This is a genomic window from Mesonia profundi, from assembly GCF_031085155.1.
Taxonomy (GTDB): domain Bacteria; phylum Bacteroidota; class Bacteroidia; order Flavobacteriales; family Flavobacteriaceae; genus Mesonia; species Mesonia profundi.
Genome location: NZ_JAVHUL010000023.1, coordinates 16,020 through 36,715 on the forward strand (window position 1 = coordinate 16,020; position 20,696 = coordinate 36,715).

Genomic DNA, 20,696 nt, shown 5'->3' on the forward strand with positions numbered 1-20,696 from the left:
AAATAAAAGTGTCAACCGCAACATGAATTTAAAAGCTAAAACAGATTAATATGACCGCAAAACACTTCCGTAAAGGAAAAATTAAGCATAAAACTTACCTAGCGAAAATTAAAAATGACCTACCTCATATTCTACTTCTTTTTGTTTTTGATGTTGACTGACTTATTTACTACTTTTACGATAACTTAAAATAGAAAAAGCATGTCTGTTGCAAAAAAAGAATATAAAAGAGTAACGGTAAAGTCTTTGGTAGATATGAAGGCCAACGGAGAGAAAATCTCTATGCTTACCGCTTATGATTATACCATGGCAAAAATTGTAGATGGCGCCGGGATTGATGTTATTTTAGTAGGAGATTCTGCTTCTAACGTCATGGCGGGTCACGAAACGACCTTGCCCATTACCTTAGATCAAATGATTTACCACGCCTCTTCTGTGGTTCGCGCTATCGACAGGTCGCTTGTTGTGGTAGATTTGCCTTTTGGAAGTTACCAGAGTGATCCTAAAGAAGCCTTGCGTTCTGCCATTAGAATTATGAAGGAAAGCGGCGGGCACGCGGTAAAACTGGAAGGAGGGAAAGAAGTGAAAGAATCTATCAAGCGTATTTTAAATGCTGGGATTCCTGTAATGGGACATTTAGGGCTTACTCCGCAATCTATTTATAAGTTTGGGACGTATACCGTGAGAGCTAAAGAGGAAGAAGAAGCTGAAAAATTAAAGGAAGATGCTAAACTCCTAGAGAGAATTGGATGTTTTTCTATCGTTTTAGAAAAAGTACCCGCCAAATTAGCGCAAGAAGTAGCCGAAAGTGTTTCTATTCCCGTTATCGGAATTGGTGCTGGTGGTGGTGTAGACGGACAAGTATTGGTCGTGCACGATATGATTGGAATGACACACGAATTTAATCCTCGGTTTTTACGTCGATACCTCGATTTATATAGCGAGATGACCGCTGCTTTTCAGGAGTATAATAAAGATGTAAAATCTTCAGATTTCCCTAATGAAAAAGAACAATATTAATGGAAAGCGCCGGTTTAAGTATGTTTATATACCTAGATGCTCTTACCGGCGCTGTTTTTCTTCTCGTGGGATTCTTGATGAATAGATTTCCTCCTAGAGAGATCAATTCTTTTTATGGTTACCGAAGTGCTAAGTCTATGAAATCCCAAGAAGCTTGGGACTTCGCGCAAGCGTTTTCTTCTAAGCTTATGATGAAATCAGGCTTATTTTTAGTAGCTTCCGGTTTGTTAGGCTATTATAGCCTCGATATTTCCTTTTTTTGGGAAAGCACTTTAGCGACTTCAGCCTTTATTCTAGGCATAGGAGTTGTTTTTTATCTTACTGAAAAAGAATTGAAAAGAATCCCCTAAACTTTTAACCCCATTCCCTTGAGCAAAATAGTAAGTACGCCTAAAAATCTACAAGTGATTTATGAAGACAATCACCTCATTGTCATTAATAAACGCGCTGGAGACCTCGTACAGGGTGATAAAACGGGAGATGCTCCGTTAAGTGAAGTCGTAAAAATCTACCTGAAAGAAAAGCACAACAAGCCCGGAAATGTATATCTAGGAGTCGTTCATCGCTTAGACCGACCCACCACAGGAATTGTTTTGTTTGCCAAAACCTCCAAAGCCTTACCCCGACTTAATAAAATTTTTGCAGAAAGAAAGAACCAAAAAACCTATTGGGCAATGGTACAGAAAACACCTACTCCCAAAAACGGTACATTAGTTCATTACCTCAAGCGTAATCCCAAGCAAAACAAGTCTTACGCGCACACTAACGAAGTTCCCGAAAGCAAAAAGGGAATTCTTCATTACACCACCTTGCAAGAACTAGATCGGTATACCTTATTAGAAATCGATTTAGAAACCGGTAGACATCATCAAATTCGAAGTCAGCTGTCAAGCATAGGCTCATCTATTAAAGGCGATTTAAAATATGGTTTTAACCGAAGTAATCCCGATGCCAGTATTCATTTACATGCCAGAAAACTAAAACTCGTACATCCTGTGCAAAAAGAGGAAATGACTTTTGTAGCGGCACTTCCTAAGGATCCTCTATGGGATGCGGTAAAAGATAAATCTTAAAGTAAGCGTTAAAAACTCGCTTTTCTTTACGGAATTGTTCTCTTTTTATTTACTTAGTTTCGGTTTTAAAGCTTGTCTATAATTAAGAATTGATGTAGAAATCAATCCAAAAAAATACTTCACTTTAAACTTTAACAGAAGGCGGTTAACAAAAATAATAACAACAGTTTATGAGTTACAATGTAGAAAAATTACATGCCAAGCAAGTTGATTTTTTTCTTAAAAGCAATCCCTTCTCTATAAAAGAACGCATTCAATTGCTCCAGAAGCTAAAGCAAGAAATCAACTCGCAGGAAGACGCGATTGTGGAAGCCTTAAAAGAAGATTTTCAAAAGCCGGCTTTTGAGTCGATGGTAACGGAAATTGTGATAGTTTATAAAGAATTAGATCTTTTTATCAAAAACCTTAAATCTTGGTCCAAACCCGAAAAGGTAAGTTCCAGTTTACTTAATTTTCCTTCTTCAGATCGCATTTACCACCGCCCGTATGGGAATGTGTTGATTATCGCTCCGTGGAATTATCCTTTTCAATTAGCAATCAATCCGCTTATTGCAGCCATTGCTACCGGAAATACGGTCACCTTAAAACCCTCTGAGCTAACCCCAAAAACAGCTGCTCTTTTAGAAAAAATTATTAAAAACACCTTTACGGAAGCCCAAGCTGTAGTCATTCAAGGCGATAAAGAAGTAGCGCAGCAGCTTCTCAACTTAAAATGGAATTTCATCTTCTTTACCGGAAGCGTTCCTGTAGGGAAAATTGTACATCAAGCCGCAGCCAAAAACCTAACTCCCGTGACTTTAGAGCTGGGAGGTAAGAATCCGTGCATTGTAGAATCTACAGCAAAAATACAGCTTACCGCCAAGCGTATTGTTTGGGGGAAATTTTTAAATGCGGGACAAACCTGTATCGCTCCAGATTATGTGCTGGTTCATAAAAATGTCAAACCTGCGCTTATAAAAGCTTTAAAAGAAGAAATTATAGCTTCTTACGGAAAAAACACCATCGATTCCCCAGATTATGCCCGAATCATCAATTCATCGCATTTTGAGCGATTAAAAGACTTAATTGATAAAGAAAAGGTGGAGTTTGGCGGACAAACCGATGCGGAAACAAATTTTATAGCCCCCACTTTAATCGATGATCCCAAATTAAGCGACAAGGTAATGGAGGAAGAGATTTTTGGCCCCATTCTTCCTATTATTTCTTATGATCAGGAAAGTGAACTGAGCGAAATCATTCGCTCCTATCCCGCGTCCTTGGCTTTTTTCGTTTTCACGGAAAACCAAGCTTTCGCTGAAAAGATTATGACTCAGTTTCCTTTTGGCGGCGGAGTTATCAACGATGTGGTCATTCACTTTGCCAATGAAAAATTACCTTTTGGAGGCGTTGGAAATAGCGGAATTGGCGCTTACCACGGCAAACACAGCTTTCACTGTTTTACGCATCAACAATCTGTCGTAAATCACAAAACTTGGATCGACGTCCCTTTTCGCTACGCTCCCTACGGAAATAAACTCTCTTGGATTAAAAAATTTAAAAACTGGCTTTAGCCAATTGTTATTTAAAAGCTCCCCTCCTTCGGTAAGGAGGGGGGCTTTTTCACTTGTGAAAAAGGGGGTGGTTGTGACAATTCTTATCTTTGTAAAATAGCAGTCCCAACTAATCAATACACTTAAACTCAATCTTATCCCCTTGTTTCTTTTGCGACAAGATTTGTATACTTTTCTCGGTTAACTGAAAAATTCTAGGATAGCCTCCCGTAGTTTGCGCATCTCGCATCAACACAATTAAATTACCGCCTGGAGTTAATTGCACCGTTCCCGGCAATACAGGTTGTGAAAGCATCCCTTTTATAGTATTTGGGAATTGCTCTGTTAATTGATACGCCATTCGGCTGTTGTTTTTAGAAATACTCAACACTTCTATTTGCAACTGAATTTGTAATTCATTAGAAAGCCTATCCCATTCTGGTCCTTTATAAACTTCCAAAACTTTAGAAGCGTAGCGTTTAGCCTCATATTTAATTCCTGCAAACTGCTGGACCGAATTCTCTTCTTGTAAATTATAGGGTGAAATTTCACCTTTTTGTAAACTTGCATGACTAGTGATTGGGAAAAACTGACTTCGGCTTTTGAGAAACTCTTTAGTTTTAAAACCACCAGAAACCGCCACATAAGCTCTTACTCCCTGCGTGATTTGCTTTATATGAAGTTGATCTCCGCTTTCAACTAAAAAAGGCCTTAGAAGCTCTATTTTTAGATCATTTAACTTTACTTGGGCTTTTAATCCCACCACCACGACTAAAGTCTCTTTTTGAAATTCTAAAACAGGACCCAATAAAGTCACTTCCATTACAGCTTCAAACTCTTGATTTCCTACTAAAAGATTAGCCATTTTAGCCGAATACCGATCCATAACTCCGCTTTGCGGAACTCCCCACCCTGCAAAACCAAATCTTCCCAAATCTTGAATGCTTGATAACAAACCTTCCTTAATTACTTTTACACTCATTTTTCTAATTTTTGAATCTGATACGCTCCCAATTCTACTTGCCTTAAAATTTCTTGATGTTCTTTTATAGAAACCGATTTAAATTGAACTTCATCTCCCGGTAAAAAAGGAGAAGGTGAGTCTTGTGAAGGATCAAATAATGTCACCGGACAATTTCCTATAAGTTGCCATCCTCCAGCAGAATTTTGAGGATAGATTCCGGTTTGTTTTTCTCCTATTCCAACAGCTCCTTTTTTCACGTTTAAACGCGGTGTTTTCTTACGCGGAATTTGAAGTGTTTTAGGCAAGCCTCCCAAGTATAAAAACCCAGGTAAAAAACCTATAAAAAATAAGGTGTAATTGGTAGAGGTATGAAGACTTATAAATTCCTCTGAAGTCAGGTTTTTGTGTTGGCAAATTTCTTCCAAATCCAATGCAAATTGTTCTTCATAACAAACGGGAAGAACATAATGATTTGTTTTTATTTTTTTACTTAACTTGGTCTTTACAAGCAGTGCTTTTAATAAAGATATTTCACCATAAATATTTTCTATACCTAAACCATAATTAATTAACAATGAATTATATGTATTGATTACCTCAACATTTAATTCAATATAGTTTTTTTGAATTATTTTTCTGCATTGTAAGATCTCTTGCAGTATATTTTTCTCTATTTTTTCCTCCCAGGAGATAAGAATAGCTCGTTCTCCCAAGGTTTGAAAAATAAGTTGATCAATTTTCATACGTTGTTTATTTTGATTTTTTAGGAGTTTAATTTCAGCTTTAAATACTCCAAAATCTCTAACGAATTTTGGGTATCACTATGCACACAAACCGTATCAAATTTTTGGTATAAAACCTTCCCTTTTATACTGATAATCTCTCCTTCATTTACCATCATTTTCACCCGCTTTAAAATACTGTTTTTATCATGTAAAACCGCTCCTTTTGCACTTCGAGGAACCAAACTAAAATCAGGTTCATAAGCACGGTCTGCAAAACCTTCTATGGCGGTTTTTAGTTTGGTTTCGGCTAAATCCTTTACAACCGATTTGGGCGGCACAAAAAGTACGAGCTTCTCATCTATTTCTTGCACTAACTCAATCAACATCTTTGATTTCTTCTCATGATGCTTTAATTCATTATAAAGTGCTCCGTGAGGTTTAATGTGATGAAGCCTCCCCCCTAGCCTCTCGGTAATCTCTTTTACCAATAAAATCTGACTTTTAAGCGACTTTCTCAACTCAGGTAGCTCTATGTCAATGATTTTTCTTCCAAAGCTTTCTTGATCTGGATAAGAAGGATGAGCACCAATCTTTACTTGATGTTTCAGAGCAAGTTCAACCGCAGTTTCTACCGTTGCTGCATTTCCAAAATGTCCTCCACAGGCTATGTTACAAGACGAAATGAGAGGCATTAGCCTCTCATCGTATATTCCTCCTTCTGCCAAATCGCAGTTAATATCTATCATTTCTATACTATTTATTCACGCGCTGGTTATGTGCATACAAAGCAAAAGTAGTTAACCAATGTCCGCCTTCATAAGAATCGTTTAATACATTGGAGAACGAATAAGCTAAATGCTCTTCTGCAATCGGTTTTAAGTGGGCAAATCCCTCATATTTTCCTGCAAGATTAAACAACACGGCAGCACGACTAAAATTGAGTCCGTCTAAATGTACGAGTTTCCCATCTTTACGGTCAGATACTTCTCCTACTTTCAATGCGAAGTCTCTATTATTTATTTTCGGCATAAAATCTTTCAGCCACAGCTTAAAGGTTTGTTCTGCCAATACATTTTGCATTAAATGAAGTTCTTGCAAGCAAGGGGATAGAAAATCAAATCCGCTGGGCTCCCAAGAAATTGGACAATCATCATCAGATAAATAGAAGTCTTTTGCTCGCGCCGAGATTAAAGCTTGCAATTTTTCATTCTCGGTAGCCACCGCATAATCATACGCAAAGCCCATCGCAAAAGCAGTATTATCATGCTCTCCCGTACGAATGGGATAGTTTAACTTAGGTAAAAATTCCTGAAAATTACTTACTATTAGATTGGTTAAAGGCTGTAAATTAGCTTCCAACTCCACTGCCATAGGATCTTCCCACGTATGTATTTCTTGTGCTAATTTTAATAACCAAGCCCAGCCATAAGTACGTTCGTAAGTTTTATTTTGTGCCGCTTTAAAATAGCGCACTTCTTGCTGAATATTTTCTTTAGAAAGATTCGCTTTCAACAAATCCTTCATCTCTTCCGCTTTAGCGAGATTAGGAAACTGTTTTAAAAAACTCACCAAACTCCAATGCGCATGCACCGAAGAATGCCAGTCAAAACAACCGTAAAATGCGGGATGTAACTCTTTTGGATTTTTAAGATCTTTTTCTGAAGCCAAGGTTTGCCCCAACTTATTAGGAAATTCTTGTTGCAAGCATGCCAGTGGCATTTTGACCAATTTCTCGGCTTGCTCTAAGCTCAATACCACAGGTTCTGTATTTGTAATTTTAGAAGAAATCTCTTCCACAATGCTCGTATCCTGCTCCGTTTTTTGCTCTTCTTTAATTGAGGTATCCTCTTGATTCTTGTCTTTACAAGCCACCAACGCCAATAAACTTAATGTAATTGCTATTTTTCTCATAGTTTTATCCTAGCCAACCATCTCTATCTAAACTTCTATATTGTATGGCTTCGCTTATGTGTTCTCCGTTAATATTTTCTGCGTTTTCTAAATCGGCTATGGTTCTCGAAACTTTTAAGATGCGGTCATACGCTCTTGCGGAAAGATTTAAGCGTTCCATAGCTGTTTTTAAGAGTTGCTTGGAAGCTTCTTCTAGCTTGCAAAATTCTCTTATTTGCCCTACTCCCATTTGGGCATTGTAATGGATGTTTTCTAAATCTTCAAACCGAAGCGTCTGGTTTTCTCTCGCTTTGGTCACTCGCTCTCTAATCTTCACACTGCTTTCTCCTCGCCGCTCATCGCTCAACTTCTCAAAAGGCACTGGCGTTACTTCTATATGAATATCGATACGGTCCAACAAAGGGCCACTAACTTTACTCAAATAGCGCTGCATTTCTGCTGGAGAAGACCTCACCGGCGCATCGGGATCATTAAAATATCCCCCCGGACTCGGATTCATACTCGCCACCAACATAAAGCTGGAAGGATAAGTCACCGTAAATTTAGCCCGAGAAATAGTCACTTCCCGATCTTCTAAAGGTTGACGCATCACTTCTAAAACACTTCGCTTAAACTCGGGTAATTCATCTAAAAATAAAATGCCATTATGGGATAAAGAAATCTCTCCGGGTTGCGGATACGCCCCACCGCCGACAAGAGCCACATCCGAAATCGTGTGGTGCGGACTCCTAAAAGGACGCTGAGCCATAAGCCCTACATTCTCCCTTACTTTCCCTACTACGCTATGAATCTTGGTGGTTTCTAAAGCCTCATGTAAAGTCATAGGCGGTAAAATACTAGGCAAGCGTTTGGCCAACATCGTTTTCCCTGATCCCGGCGGACCAATAAGGATGATGTTATGACCTCCCGCCGCTGCGATTTCCATACAACGCTTAATCGATTCTTGTCCTTTTACATCGGCGAAATCAAATTCGGGATTTTCTAAACTTTGGTAAAACTCTTTCTTGGTGTCAACAATAGTAGGGATTAATTCTTTTTGCTTGTCAAAAAACTCAATTACCTCAGTGATATTTTCAATTCCATAAACGTCGATACCGCTTACAATCGCTGCCTCTTTAGCATTCTGCTTGGGCAAGATAAAGCCTTTAAAACCTTCTTCTTTTGCTTTTATCGCAATAGGCAAAGCCCCTCGTATAGGCTGTAAACTCCCGTCTAGAGAAAGCTCCCCCATAATCACGTATTCTTCTATTTTTGGTGCTTTAATCTGAGAAGAAGCGGCTAAAATCCCTAAAGCTAAGGTTAAATCGTAAGCCGAACCTTCCTTCCGTAAATCGGCTGGAGCCATATTTACGGTAATCTTTTTTCCGGGTAATTTATAGCTATTATTTTGTAAAGCGGCAGCAATTCTAAAACTGCTTTCTCGAATCGCATTATCGGGTAAGCCTACCAAATGATAGCCTATTCCCTTTGCTACATTCACTTCTACAATAATTGTAGAGGCTTCAACCCCAAAAACAGCACTTCCATAAACTTTTACCAGCATAGCTTTAGTTTGTCTTAAAAATAGCAATATTTTAAAACAAACTTGTAAATGAAATGATATTCTTTTTTAATGTTGAATTATTTTGTTAAAAACTGCTGCAATAAACGCCTTGTAGAGGCATCTAAATCTGTATTGATCTCCCTTGTCTCTAACTGCTGGTATATTTTAGAAGCCAATTGTTTCCCTAACTCTACCCCCCATTGATCGTAACTATAGATATTCCAGATAATGCCTTGTACAAACAATTTATGCTCGTACATCGCAAGGAGACTTCCTAAGGTTTCTGGCGTTAAACGCTCTATTAAAAGGGTGTTGGTAGGTTTATTTCCTTCAAAACATTTATACGCCTTTATTCTTTCTTGCTCTTCTAGAGAAAGCTCTTTAATTTCTTCTTCAATCGTGGCTTGAGATTTTCCAGAAAGAAAAGCTTGTGTTTGTGCAAAGAAGTTAGCCATTAATTTATGATGATGCCCTTTATTTCCGTGCACGGAATTATTAAAACCAATAAAATCGCAAGGAACTAACTTGGTACCTTGATGAATTAATTGAAAAAAAGCATGCTGCGCGTTGGTTCCCGGCTCACCCCAAATGACATTCCCAGTTTGGTAGCTTACTTTCTTACCACTACGGTCAATATTTTTCCCGTTACTCTCCATCACTCCTTGCTGTAAATAAGGAATAAATTTTTGTAAATATTGGGAGTAAGGGATTACCGCTTCCGTTTCTGTAAGAAAAAAATTGTTATACCAAATGCTAATCAGCGCTAAAAGCACAGGTATATTTTGATCAAACGAGTTTTTTTCAAAATGCTCGTCCATTTTCCGGGCTCCGTCAAGCATTTCCGTAAAGTTTTGATAACCAATTCCGCAACAAATCGCTAAACCCACCGCACTCCACAGTGAAAATCTACCACCAACCCAATCCCACATGGGAAAAATATTCTCTTCTAAGATTCCGAAATTCTTGGCTTTTTCATTGCAAGCACTTACGGCAACAAAATGCTGATTGATGTCTTTTTCCGTAAAGCCTTTATCTATTAACCAGTTTTTGATCGTAGTCGCATTACTTAAAGTTTCTTGGGTAGAGAAGCTTTTAGAAACCACAATAAAGACGGTTCGCTCTGCATCTATTTTCTTAAGAACTTCGTTGACGTGATCGCCATCTATATTGGATACAAAATGAACTTGCAACTGGTTTTGGTAAGCCGCTAAGGCATCGAGCACCATTTGAGAGCCCAAATCACTGCCACCAACACCAATATTAACCACATGCTGAATACTTTTGCCAGTTGCTCCTTTCCAATCTCCACCAATCAATTTTTCAGAAAAAACTTTCATCTTCTCTAAAGCAGCTTCTACTTCTTTGGTTTTTTGTTGAGCGCGCAAACGTGTATGTGCCACGGCCCTATTTTCGGTAGCATTGATGACCTCTCCTCTAAACTGCTTTTGAATAGCATCTTTAAGATCTACTTCTTCACAAAGTTCTAAAAGTAGCTTTTTGGTGGTATCATCCAGTCTATTTTTAGAGTAATCTAGGTAGAATTTATCCCATTCTACATGAAATTTATTCACACGTTCCCCATCTTCCTGAAACATATCGACCATCTTTTTTTCTTTGATGTCTTGATAATGCTCCTGAAGTTTCCTCCAAGCCACTGTTTCTATGGGGTTAATTTTCTTTAACGCCATTGGATATCTTGTTTTGATGGTGTGTTATTAAATGAGTGATGGGTCTTTTTATAATTTCTCCTAACTCCAATCCTCTTTCTCGTAAACTTTCTTTTATAATCGCTTTAGAAAAATGAGCGATAGAACCCACAAAATGAATGGGATACTTGTTTGATTCTTCAAACAACAAAATTCTATTTTCTATGAATTCTACAATTCCTTCCTTTAGAATATGGTAAAAATAAGGGTTTATTTCTTTTTGAGTAAATATAAAGGAGGCAAAATTTGCCAAATAAGCATTGGGGTTTTCTCGTTGATAGAGGTGCTCTTTGATTTCATCTGGATTTAGATCAAACTTCTGCTCAAAAGCTTCAGCTGTTTCTTTTGGCATTTTTCGGTAAAAATAATCCTGCAGCAGTTTTTTTCCGAAGAAATTCCCACTGGCTTCATCCATGATAATATAACCTAAGGAAGCTACTGGGTTATTAATTTTTTCTCCGTCATAAAAACACACATTGCTTCCAGTACCCAAAATACAAACGATGCTAGGGTGCTGCTTCAAGGCTTTAACCGCGGCCATGGTATCTTCTTCTACCAAGACTGTCGCTTTAGAAAAATAGCTTTCCAGAATTCGTTTTAGCCTTTGTGTCGGGATTTTGGTTCCACAGCCCGCACCGTAAAATTCTACCTGAGAAATTTTTCCTTTTATTTGTTGTAATTCGAGATTGGCATGAAGTCGGCTCGACAAGGTTTCTTCCTGAAATACAGACGGATTTAAGCCTTTTGTTTTGGTTTCTAAAATAACCATACCCTTCTGGTCTAAAACCACCCAATCGCATTTTGTTGAACCGCCATCTGCTACTAAAACCATCTTTTTTACTTGATTGTTGTGACGTAAGTGGCTAAGTCTACTAGTTTTGAAGAATAACCAAACTCATTATCGTACCAAGCTATCAATTTAAAAAAGTTCTCATTTAAACCTATACTCGCTTCTGCATCAAATACACTGGTTCTCGGCTCTGAAACAAAATCTTGAGAAACTACGCCTTCATCTGTATAGCCTAAAATTCCTTTTAATTCATTTTCAGAAGCTTTTTTTAGGGTCGCTTTTAACTCTTTAAAAGCAACCGCTTTTTTGGTTCTCACCGTAAGATCTACGACAGACACATCTGGCGTGGGTACTCTAAAAGCCATCCCCGTAAGTTTTCCGTCAAGGGAAGGAATCACTCTTCCTACGGCAAGCGCTGCTCCTGTGGTTGTGGGAATGATATTCGCCAAGGCATTTCTTCCTATTCTATAATTCTTTTTGGAAGGTGCATCTACGGTAGATTGAGAAGTCGTTGTTGCATGAACCGTAGTCATCAAAGCTTCTTCTATCCCGTAATGATCTTCAATCACTTTAGCCAAAACCGCCAAACAATTAGTAGTACAAGAAGCATTAGAAACAATAGTTTCTTCTGCAGTTAACTCTTTATGATTCACGCCCATTACATACATAGGAATGTCTTTAGAAGGCGCCGATATCACTACTTTCTTAGCTCCCGCTTTTAAATGCTGACCTGCACTTTCTTTGGTTTTAAAAATACCTGTACAATCAATAACCACCTCTGCATTTACTTCATCCCATTTTAACTCTGAAGGATTTTTTTCTGCACTTACGCGGATTTCTTTTCCGTTCACGACAAGATTTCCGTTGTTTACGTTAATATCTCCAGGAAATCTACCGTGTACCGAATCATATTTTAGTAAATAAGCTAAATGCTCTACGTCTACCAAATCATTAATTGCTACAATATTAATGTCTTCTCGTTGGCTGGCAATTCTAAAGGTTAATCTCCCTATTCTTCCAAAACCATTGATGGCTATATTTATTTTTTTCATGTTTCTTCTTCTATTTTTTTAGTTATATGGATATAATATCGGCTACTTTTAATAAATCCCAATCGATTTCATTAGATCCCGCAATGGCTTCTTTAAACGGAGTCACTACAATCTTTTTGTGCTTTACCCCCACCATCACATTATTTTTGTTTTCTAAAAGAGCTTCTACCGCTCCCACACCAAGCCTACTCGCTAAGACTCTGTCATAACAACTTGGGGCGCCACCTCGTTGAATATGACCTAAGACCGTGACCCTTACTTCGTACTGTTTTAGGTGCTCTTCTATATATTCTGCTAACTCAAAAATGTTCTTTCCAATCTGATCTCCTTCAGAAACCACGACAATACTCGAAGTTTTTCCAGACTTACTACTTTTTGCTAAAGATTCTACCAATCTATCTTTTCCTAGATCTTCTTCCGGAATTAAAATCTCTTCCGCTCCAGCGCCAATCCCAGCATTTAAAGCAATATCTCCCGCAACTCTTCCCATAACTTCAACTAAAAAAAGTCGGTTATGCGAATTGGCTGTATCCCGAATTTTATCAATAGCTTCTACCACTGTATTTAAAGCAGTATCATAGCCTATGGTAAAATCTGTACCCCGAATGTCATTATCTATGGTTCCAGGAATTCCCACTACAGGAAAATTAAACTCTTCATGAAAAAGCGATGCGCCTTTAAACGTCCCATCGCCGCCAATTACAATAAGGGCGTCTATTTCGTTTTCTTTAAGATGATCGTAAGCTTTTTTCCTGCCTTCTGCCGTTCTAAAATCATTAGATCGCGCCGACTTTAGAAAAGTACCTCCTCTGTTAATCATATTCTTTACAGACCTTGCTCCTAAGGGAATAAAATCTCCTTCTACCAAGCCCTGAAAACCACGGTAAATCCCGGTACATTCTTTTTCGTAAAAAACACAAGCTCTAACTGCCGCTCTAATAGCCGCATTCATCCCCGGAGCATCTCCCCCAGAAGTGAGTACTCCTATCTTTTGTATGTTTGTTTTCATAGACTCAATATTATTTGAATTTAACTAAAATGCCCATTCTAAACTACTAAAACTTAGCTAAAATAAAAGACTATGCAAAAACTTCCTCTTAAAGTAAGATGATATATTTAGTTTAAAAGATTCCGAATCAAATTTGGTATCCTAACTAACTAGTTGAGGAAAAGGCTAGAATTTATTTTTTAGCTTCAATATACTTATCGATTTGATTTTCTAAATAATTCAATGGTAAAGGTCCTTGAGAAAGCACCGCGTCATGGAAGTCTCTGATATCAAATTTATCTTTAAGCTCTTTTTTTGCTTTTCTTCTCAGCTCCAAAATTTTAAGCATGCCTATTTTATAAGCGGTAGCTTGTCCTGGCATCACAATATGTCTTTCCACCATTTTTTTACAATCTCCTTCTTCATTAGGTGTATTCGTTTTGTAATAAGCAATGGCATCTTCACGCGTCCATTTCTTCGCATGAATACCTGTATCTACCACCAAACGACAAGCGCGCCAAAGCTCCATCGCCAATCGTCCAAAATCTGAATAGGGATCTTTATAAAAGCCTATTTCTTTAGGTAAAAACTCGGTATACAATCCCCAACCTTCTACATAAGCGGTATAAAAATTGAATTTTCTAAACATAGGAATACTATCCAATTCTTGTGAAATAGCGATTTGCATATGATGACCAGGAATACCTTCATGATAAGCTAAGGCCTCCATTTGATAGTTAGGCATGGCTTTCATATGGTATAAGTTTGCGTAATATATTCCAGGTCTAGACCCGTCTAAAGCCGGAGCTTGATAAAAAGCTTTCCCCGCACTTTTCTCCCGAAAAGCTTCTACGGCTTTTACCTTAATATCTGCTTTGGGAAGCACGTTAAACAAGTCTCCCAACCTTCCTTTCAGGGCATTGATGATTTGTTTGGCTTCAGTAAGATAAGCTTCTCTGCCTTCTGCAGAATCTTCATAATAAAATTGAGAATCATTACGCATAAAATCAAAAAACTCTTGCAAAGAACCTTTAAAACCAACTTTCTCTTTGATGGCTTCCATTTCTTTATGAATTCTTTCTACTTCTTTAAGTCCGATAGTATGAATTTCGTTTGCCCCTAAATTCGTCGTCGTCATGCGTTTTAAGCGGTTGTTATAATACGCATCTCCTTTAGGAAGTTTCCAGACCCCCGCATCTGAAACCGAACGTTGCGTTTCATCTTGTAATGTCGCTATTAAGGTTTTAAATCCAGGGGCCACATGAGTTAACATGGCTTTTTTTGCTTCCTGCTTAAGAGAGGCTTTCTCTTCTTTTTTAAGTTTCAACTTCTCCAGCTTTGATGTAAAATCCTTCCATAGCGTACTTGGTCTTTTTACGTCTTCAAAAGGATATCCTTTAATTACATTTTGAGCATCATCCAATACTTTAGCAAAGACAAATGTAGGAGGTAAAACGCCGTTTTTCTCCCTAATCTTTAAACCTTCAGAGACATCTTCGAACACTTGCTTCATTCCGTTTAAACGAGAAATGTAAGCTTTGGCATCTTCTTCAGAATCAATTTGATGCATATTGATTAAAAATGCAGGTAACTCTGCTTGATAACCGTGCATCTGGTTGACAGGATAATCGTAAAAACGATATTTATAATCTGCTATCTCATTCTTCAACTGATTTTTCATCAACGCATAACTCAGCTGGTTTTCTTCAGATAACTTTGATTTCTTGATACTATCCTTTAGAAAAGCTAGCCGTACTTTGCTCTTTTCTAACTCTTTTGGATACTTCTTCTTGGAGAAATCATCCCATTTACCATAATCCGTTTTCTTTCCTAAACGTGTTTGCATCATAGGTGAGTCGGCAAGGTCTTCCTGAAAAGTTTTTTCAAAAAATTGCTCTATTTTTTTATCTTCAGATAAAGAACTTTGTTTGGGATTGGATGACTTTTTATCCTGACAAGAGATGATTACAAAACTGCTTAAGATTAAAATATACTTTTTCATTCCTTAGTTTTTTAACCATTGAAACTCTACGGAAGAATCGCCAAAAACGGTATGCGTTTGTTTTTTGAAGTCTCCTTTTTTAGCTTTAAAAATGTTAGGTACATAGGTTTGCGGATTCAAGTCGATTAATGGAAACCACGTACTCTGCACTTGTATCTGTAATTTATGTCCTTTCTTAAAGGTATGATGAATGTCTTGCAATTTGATGTTCACCGTCGTCTTTTTATTAGGAGTAAAAGCTTTGGGGTTTTCAAAACTATCTCTAAACCTACCACGAAGCACTTCGCTGCGGACCATCATATGGTAATTACTCATTTTTAAATAGTCCTGAGTTTCTTCATAATCTTCGGCATCATCGGGATACACATCGATTACTTTTACAATCCAATCGGCTGCTGTTCCTGTGGTGGCTACTTTTAATTTGGCCATAATTTCTCCTGCCAAAGTCATATCTTCTTCAAGAATTTCAGTTTCAAAAACCAATACATCAGGTCTTCTTGCCGAAAACCGCTGATCGTCTGTCATATACTTTCTAGGTGTAAACACCATTTTAATATCTTCAGAGTAAGGAACTGGCTTTTTAGGATCACTTACAAACTCTACTTTTTCATTAGGTTTTGGTAAGGTATGTAAACTTTCATTTTCTCCTAAGTAATATTTTTTGGTCACCGCTTTCTTTGGGGGCCAATGCTCATAAGTTTTCCACGCTCTTAAACCGGTATCGTACATGGTTGCTTCTGCTAAAACAGCCTCTTTTCCTTTTCCGTTACCTTTTAAAAAGTGGTTAAAGAAAGGGGTTTCAATATTTTTCTGGTAATTAAGCGAAATGTCATCTCCAAAATAAACATTCCCTATCGCCTGTCTTTTCTTAGTTCCTGCCCAATCCCCGTGACTCCAAGGTCCAAAAACAAGCGTATTGTAGTTTTTATTATTGGCTTCAATATTCTTGTACGTTTCAAGGGGTCCGTAAAGATCTTCCGCATCAAAAAGTCCGCCTACAACCATTACGGCAGGTTTAATTTTGACTTTGCTTAAATGCTGAATGATTCCTCTTTTTTGCCAAAATTCATCATAATTAGGATGCGCTTTAAATTGCTCCCAAAAAATATTATCTTCTTTATAATATTCATCTAACTGACTAATAGGCGTATGATCTAAGAAAAACTGATATTGATCTTTACTTTCAAGATCGGGAAACTTAAACCAAGCTTTATATGTTGGACCGTCCTGCTGATATCCAAAAAGAGCCATCGCTCTCCAATAGCTCAGCATATAAGCGCCATTGTGATGAAAATCGTCAAAAAAGAAATCGGCTATCGAAGCTTGTGGAGAGGCTGCTTTTAAGGCAGGATGTTCAGAAAGTAAGGAATAGGTCGCATAAAAACCGGGATATGAAATTCCCCAAGTTCCCACCCTAGCATTATTATTATCTACATTGTTCACCAACCATTCAATCGTATCATAAGTATCGCTCGCTTCATCTATTTCTTTTCCTTTTTTATTCGGAATAAAAGCACGCATATTATCATAAATCCCTTCACTCATCCAACGTCCGCGTACATCTTGATACACAATAATATTTCCTTCTTTCATTAAGAACTCATTGGGACCTACTTTAGAACGAAATTGATCTTCCCCATAAGGTCGAGAACTGTAAGGAGTTCTCTGCATAATAATGGGATATTTTTGCGATTTGTCTTTAGGAGAATAAATGGTAGTGTGCAATTTTATACCATCACGCATCTCAATGTCGACTTCTTGCTTGTCGTAATGCTCTTTAATTTGGTAGTCTTCATCTTGCGCCGAAAGGTTACATACCGAAAAGAAAACGATTAAAAAGAAGTAATAAAGTGACTTAGTTTTCATGAGTTGAATTTTTGTAGCCTAAAGGTATTAATAATCTTGAAAAAGTTATTCTTTACGGAAGTCTTTATGGGTTAAATTGCAAAAAACCTCTAAATTTCTTTAGAGGTTTTTGTTGTTTTCCGTGTTAGGAATATAATTTAGGATTTACTCTTTATAATTTCCTAAACCTTCTTTTAACCAAGCTTCATATTCATCTACATCTGGCATATAAGAGGCGGGCGTATTTAGCATTTCCTCTTTACTGTTCAGTAAAACATAATAAGGTTGTGCATTAACCCCAAATCTTTCAATCTGAAAGTCGCTCCATCTATTTCCAACAGTACGTATTCTTTTTCCAGTTGTTTCGCTGGTGTACTGCATTTCTTTTGGTAACTTTTTTTGAATATCTACATATAAAGAGATCAATACCACATCACTTTTTAATCTTCCTAAAATTTGTGGCTCACTCCAAACCCGCTCTTCCATCTTACGACAGTTAATACAGGCTTTACCGGTAAAGTCGATCATTGCTGGCTTGCCTACTTTTTTAGCATAAGCCATTCCTGCTTCATAATCTGTGAAGGCTAGAATATCATGCGGACCTAGCTCTGCGTGTTCCGGGAAATCTCCTTCATCATAATTTGCACTTCCGCCACCCGTTTTGGTAAATCCAACTCCGTATGGGGATTCACTATAATTCATTGGTGGTGGGAAACCGCTAATTATTTTTAATGGCGCTCCCCAAAGTCCTGGAATCAAGTAAATAACAAAGGTTAATACCACTAATCCAAATCCTAATCTTCCTACAGAAATGTGTTTCACAGGAGAATCGTGAGGCATACTAATTTTTCCGAAAAGATACAGCACTAAAGTTGAGAACACAGCAATCCAAATCGCTAAAAACAATTCGCGTTCTAACCAATGCGCATCCAAAACTAAATCGGCTTGCGATAAGAATTTAAAGGCTAAGGCTAGTTCTAAAAATCCTAAAACTACTTTTACAGTATTTAACCATCCACCAGATTTTGGCAAAGAATTCATCCATCCTGGCAACATAGCAAAAAGCACAAACGGAATAGCAATCGCCAGAGAGAATCCTAACATTCCTACAATCGGCGCGATTCCTCCTTTAGAAGCTGCTTCTACCAAGAGAGAACCCACAATTGGTCCTGTACAACTAAAGGATACAATCGCTAAGGCCAAAGCCATAAAGAATATTCCTGCAATTCCTCCTTTATCGGCTTGCTTGTCTACTTTATTGGCCCACGAATTGGGCAGCATAATCTCAAAAGCTCCTAAAAAGGAAGCTGCAAAGATGATTAATATGACAAAGAATATAATATTAAAGGTGACGCTTGTGGAAAGTGCATTTAAGGCATCGGCGCCAAAAACAGCGGTCACTATAGTTCCCAATACCACATAAATAAGCACGATAAAAAATCCGTAAAGCAAAGCATTTTTAACTCCTTTGGCTTTATTTTTACTTTGCTTGGTAAAGAAACCAACCGTCATAGGAATCATGGGGAAAACGCAAGGCGTTAATAAGGCTACAAAACCAAATAGAAAAGCTACCCAGAATACGGTAAAAATACCACGGTCTACTTTAGCTTCTTCTTTTTGTAATTTTTCTGAAACTACGGGCTTATCTGTTGCTCCTGCTTCTACTGCTACCTCTTCTTTTCCTCCAATTTGGTAAGCTTCAAAATCGTCAAAATTGGTGAATACTTCCGCAGTTTTATCTTTAATATTGAATACAAAGTAATATTCTTCATTGATACAAACCTCTTTACAAATCTGGTAAAATATCTGAGCTTTAATCAAGCCTAAATCTTCATTAATCAGCTTAACTTTTTGCGTAAACTTAGCTTCGTTTGCGAAATACACCTCGTCTACACCAAAAATATCATTGTAAGCTCTATCGGTTTCGCTTTCTTTAGCTTCTCCTTCTAATTCATAGTTCCCTTCTGCATCTATATATTCAAATCCAGTAGGAATAGGTCCGCCTTCTGGGGTATGCTGAGAATAAATATGCCATTCGTCGTCAATTTCTGCTTCAAAAATTAATTCATATTCTTGGTCAGAAACTTGCTTCACGCTTGCCTCCCATTTGGCAGGACTCTTTATCTCTTGAAGTCCAGAGCCGGGAAACTGAGCGAAGGATTGGCCAATGCTTAAAAAAGCAATACAAAGGGTTAAATATAGTCTCATGGGATAAGGTTAAATTTAAGTATATTTTGGGTTGGTTGTATTTTATATCGTTCGTCGGTTCTATGATTCACAATCCAGATAATATCTGTTTCATTGCATAAAACCCATATCTTCTCTTTTTCCGTTACCGGAATTTTTTCATCGATGAGAAAATCGCTAATTTTCTTCTTTCCTTGCATTCCAAAAGGGTAAAAATAATCCCCTGGTTTCCACTTCCTCAATTCGAGCGGGAATTTAAGAAGTTCTATCGGAAAATAAGCCGTATTCTTAGTTTTCTCTTCTATTTTTTCGACTTTCTCTTGTTTTAAAATACCTAACGAAAAAATTAAGTCTTCTTTAGCGTTCACTTTAAAGGAACCTTCCTCTTCCTTTTTGATTTTCTCTAAAATAAGCACTTCCCTATCTTTCAATAATTGATGCGTTTTAGAAAAAACTCGTTTCCCCGATTGCGCTTCCAAAAGCAAATACACATCTTCCCATTCCGTAAAGCCAAAATCTTTGAGTAATTGATAAAGTACCGCTTTAGAATTCGGGATTTTTTTTAACTCCTGGATAGCTAACTCATATCCCCAAGAGGTTTCTTTTACGATCTTAGAAAATAAAAGCGCTGTATAATCTTCTAGCAAAGCTTCAGATTCTTGTAAATGCGCTTGAGTTTTTAAAAAGGATGAAATCACATCTGGATTTTCCTCTTTTAAAATAGGATAAACCTGATTTCTAATCTTGTTCCGTAAATAAGCATTGGACTGGTTACTGGCATCTTCTCGCCAGCTAATATCGTTCTCTTTAGCAAACGCCTCTATTTCTTCTCTCGAAAAAATTAACAAAGGCCTAACTACAAGCTGATTGTTTTCAGGAATTCCTGTAAGGCCAGTAAGTCCCGTTCCTCTCATTAAATTGATAAAAAAAGTCTCCAAACTATCATTGGCGTGATGTGCCGTTAGTAAACTTTTGTAGTTTTCTTGCGCGCACAATTCTTCAAACCAAGCATAACGCAAATCGCGTGCAGCCATCTGAATAGAAACTCCGTGATCTTCAGCAAATTTTTTGGTATCAAAATGTTGTACATAAAAAGGACAACCTAATTGCTGCGCCAGTTCTTTTACAAAAACCTCATCAGCGTCGCTTTCTTTTCCGCGTAAGCGAAAATTGACATGGGCTAACGCAAAATCGACTTGAGAAAGCTGAAGCAAGTGAGCCAAAACCACGCTATCTACCCCGCCACTAATGGCTAAAACAACTTCTTGAGAAGTTAGGGATGGAAAATTTTCTTGTATATGTTTAGAAAAACGGTGTTGCATTTAACCTGGGCACTTTTTTCGCTTTCCAAAGATACCATT

17 protein-coding genes are annotated in these 20,696 nt (G+C 37.6%); 4 read left to right on the plus strand and 13 right to left on the minus strand.

Annotated elements, in window-relative coordinates:
* Nucleotides 1-201 precede the first annotated feature (201 nt).
* The 4 genes from panB to RBU60_RS09485 all read left to right on the plus strand — a co-directional run bounded on the left by panB (nt 202) and on the right by RBU60_RS09485 (nt 3,643).
* Entirely contained in the window at nt 202-1,020 is an 819-nt protein-coding gene (gene panB, locus RBU60_RS09470; protein ID WP_308864651.1) for a 3-methyl-2-oxobutanoate hydroxymethyltransferase, read from the plus strand.
* 20 nt (nt 1,021-1,040) lie between these two features.
* Complete coding sequence (locus tag RBU60_RS09475; RefSeq protein ID WP_308864653.1) at nt 1,041-1,370, plus strand: SdpI family protein; 330 nt, start codon at nt 1,041-1,043, stop codon at nt 1,368-1,370.
* An 18-nt stretch (nt 1,371-1,388) separates the two neighbouring features.
* Complete coding sequence (locus RBU60_RS09480) at nt 1,389-2,093, plus strand: RluA family pseudouridine synthase (protein ID WP_308864654.1); 705 nt, start codon at nt 1,389-1,391, stop codon at nt 2,091-2,093.
* A 170-nt stretch (nt 2,094-2,263) separates the two neighbouring features.
* Entirely contained in the window at nt 2,264-3,643 is a 1,380-nt protein-coding gene (locus tag RBU60_RS09485) for an aldehyde dehydrogenase (protein WP_308864655.1), read from the plus strand.
* 109 nt (nt 3,644-3,752) lie between these two features.
* On the opposite strand, the gene RBU60_RS09490 is transcribed toward RBU60_RS09485, so the two are convergent.
* The 13 genes from RBU60_RS09490 to tilS form a co-directional block, all read right to left on the minus strand.
* Nucleotides 3,753-4,604: a 5-oxoprolinase subunit C family protein gene (locus RBU60_RS09490; protein ID WP_308864656.1), complete on the minus strand. Its 852-nt coding sequence runs from the start codon at nt 4,602-4,604 to the stop codon at nt 3,753-3,755.
* On the minus strand, nt 4,601-5,329 hold the full coding sequence (pxpB, locus tag RBU60_RS09495) for a 5-oxoprolinase subunit PxpB (RefSeq protein WP_308864657.1): 729 nt from the start codon (nt 5,327-5,329) through the stop codon (nt 4,601-4,603). Before pxpB ends, RBU60_RS09490 begins: the two co-directional genes overlap by 4 nt.
* A gap of 20 nt (nt 5,330-5,349) precedes the next feature.
* The gene (pxpA, locus tag RBU60_RS09500; protein WP_308864658.1) at nt 5,350-6,057 is read right to left on the minus strand and encodes a 5-oxoprolinase subunit PxpA; all 708 of its coding nucleotides are present in this window, start codon (nt 6,055-6,057) and stop codon (nt 5,350-5,352) included.
* 7 nt (nt 6,058-6,064) lie between these two features.
* Entirely contained in the window at nt 6,065-7,222 is a 1,158-nt protein-coding gene (locus tag RBU60_RS09505) for a DUF2891 domain-containing protein (RefSeq protein WP_308864660.1), read from the minus strand.
* 4 nt (nt 7,223-7,226) lie between these two features.
* Nucleotides 7,227-8,765, minus strand: a complete 1,539-nt coding sequence (locus RBU60_RS09510; RefSeq protein ID WP_308864662.1) for a YifB family Mg chelatase-like AAA ATPase — start codon at nt 8,763-8,765, stop codon at nt 7,227-7,229.
* Between the two features lie 77 nt (nt 8,766-8,842).
* The gene (gene pgi / locus RBU60_RS09515; protein WP_308864663.1) at nt 8,843-10,453 is read right to left on the minus strand and encodes a glucose-6-phosphate isomerase; all 1,611 of its coding nucleotides are present in this window, start codon (nt 10,451-10,453) and stop codon (nt 8,843-8,845) included.
* A complete protein-coding gene (locus RBU60_RS09520; RefSeq protein ID WP_308864664.1) occupies nt 10,434-11,303 on the minus strand; it encodes an N-acetylglucosamine kinase in 870 nt (289 codons plus the stop codon). Before RBU60_RS09520 ends, pgi begins: the two co-directional genes overlap by 20 nt.
* Nucleotides 11,304-11,308: 5 nt before the next feature.
* Nucleotides 11,309-12,313, minus strand: coding sequence for a type I glyceraldehyde-3-phosphate dehydrogenase (gap, locus tag RBU60_RS09525; protein ID WP_308864665.1), 1,005 nt, complete (start codon nt 12,311-12,313; stop codon nt 11,309-11,311).
* A 22-nt stretch (nt 12,314-12,335) separates the two neighbouring features.
* Nucleotides 12,336-13,322: a 6-phosphofructokinase gene (gene pfkA, locus RBU60_RS09530; protein WP_308864667.1), complete on the minus strand. Its 987-nt coding sequence runs from the start codon at nt 13,320-13,322 to the stop codon at nt 12,336-12,338.
* A 172-nt stretch (nt 13,323-13,494) separates the two neighbouring features.
* Entirely contained in the window at nt 13,495-15,303 is a 1,809-nt protein-coding gene (locus tag RBU60_RS09535; protein ID WP_308864668.1) for a DUF885 domain-containing protein, read from the minus strand.
* A gap of 3 nt (nt 15,304-15,306) precedes the next feature.
* On the minus strand, nt 15,307-17,169 hold the full coding sequence (locus tag RBU60_RS09540; RefSeq protein ID WP_308864669.1) for a CocE/NonD family hydrolase: 1,863 nt from the start codon (nt 17,167-17,169) through the stop codon (nt 15,307-15,309).
* Between the two features lie 144 nt (nt 17,170-17,313).
* Nucleotides 17,314-19,356, minus strand: a complete 2,043-nt coding sequence (locus RBU60_RS09545; protein ID WP_308864670.1) for a protein-disulfide reductase DsbD family protein — start codon at nt 19,354-19,356, stop codon at nt 17,314-17,316.
* The gene (gene tilS, locus RBU60_RS09550; RefSeq protein ID WP_308864671.1) at nt 19,353-20,657 is read right to left on the minus strand and encodes a tRNA lysidine(34) synthetase TilS; all 1,305 of its coding nucleotides are present in this window, start codon (nt 20,655-20,657) and stop codon (nt 19,353-19,355) included. Before tilS ends, RBU60_RS09545 begins: the two co-directional genes overlap by 4 nt.
* Nucleotides 20,658-20,696 lie beyond the last annotated feature (39 nt).

Bases quoted from the DNA above. Each gene is read 5' to 3' on its own strand.
- panB (WP_308864651.1), top strand. From the start codon at position 202: ATGTCTGTTGCAAAAAAAGAATATAAAAGAGTAACGGTAAAGTCTTTG.
- RBU60_RS09475 (WP_308864653.1), top strand. From the start codon at position 1,041: ATGTTTATATACCTAGATGCTCTTACCGGCGCTGTTTTTCTTCTCGTG.
- RBU60_RS09485 (WP_308864655.1), top strand. From the start codon at position 2,264: ATGAGTTACAATGTAGAAAAATTACATGCCAAGCAAGTTGATTTTTTT.
- RBU60_RS09490 (WP_308864656.1), bottom strand. From the start codon at position 4,604: ATGAGTGTAAAAGTAATTAAGGAAGGTTTGTTATCAAGCATTCAAGAT.
- pxpB (WP_308864657.1), bottom strand. From the start codon at position 5,329: ATGAAAATTGATCAACTTATTTTTCAAACCTTGGGAGAACGAGCTATT.
- pxpA (WP_308864658.1), bottom strand. From the start codon at position 6,057: ATGATAGATATTAACTGCGATTTGGCAGAAGGAGGAATATACGATGAG.
- RBU60_RS09505 (WP_308864660.1), bottom strand. From the start codon at position 7,222: ATGAGAAAAATAGCAATTACATTAAGTTTATTGGCGTTGGTGGCTTGT.
- RBU60_RS09510 (WP_308864662.1), bottom strand. From the start codon at position 8,765: ATGCTGGTAAAAGTTTATGGAAGTGCTGTTTTTGGGGTTGAAGCCTCT.
- pgi (WP_308864663.1), bottom strand. From the start codon at position 10,453: ATGGCGTTAAAGAAAATTAACCCCATAGAAACAGTGGCTTGGAGGAAA.
- RBU60_RS09520 (WP_308864664.1), bottom strand. From the start codon at position 11,303: ATGGTTTTAGTAGCAGATGGCGGTTCAACAAAATGCGATTGGGTGGTT.
- gap (WP_308864665.1), bottom strand. From the start codon at position 12,313: ATGAAAAAAATAAATATAGCCATCAATGGTTTTGGAAGAATAGGGAGA.
- pfkA (WP_308864667.1), bottom strand. From the start codon at position 13,322: ATGAAAACAAACATACAAAAGATAGGAGTACTCACTTCTGGGGGAGAT.
- RBU60_RS09535 (WP_308864668.1), bottom strand. From the start codon at position 15,303: ATGAAAAAGTATATTTTAATCTTAAGCAGTTTTGTAATCATCTCTTGT.
- RBU60_RS09540 (WP_308864669.1), bottom strand. From the start codon at position 17,169: ATGAAAACTAAGTCACTTTATTACTTCTTTTTAATCGTTTTCTTTTCG.
- RBU60_RS09545 (WP_308864670.1), bottom strand. From the start codon at position 19,356: ATGAGACTATATTTAACCCTTTGTATTGCTTTTTTAAGCATTGGCCAA.
- tilS (WP_308864671.1), bottom strand. From the start codon at position 20,657: ATGCAACACCGTTTTTCTAAACATATACAAGAAAATTTTCCATCCCTA.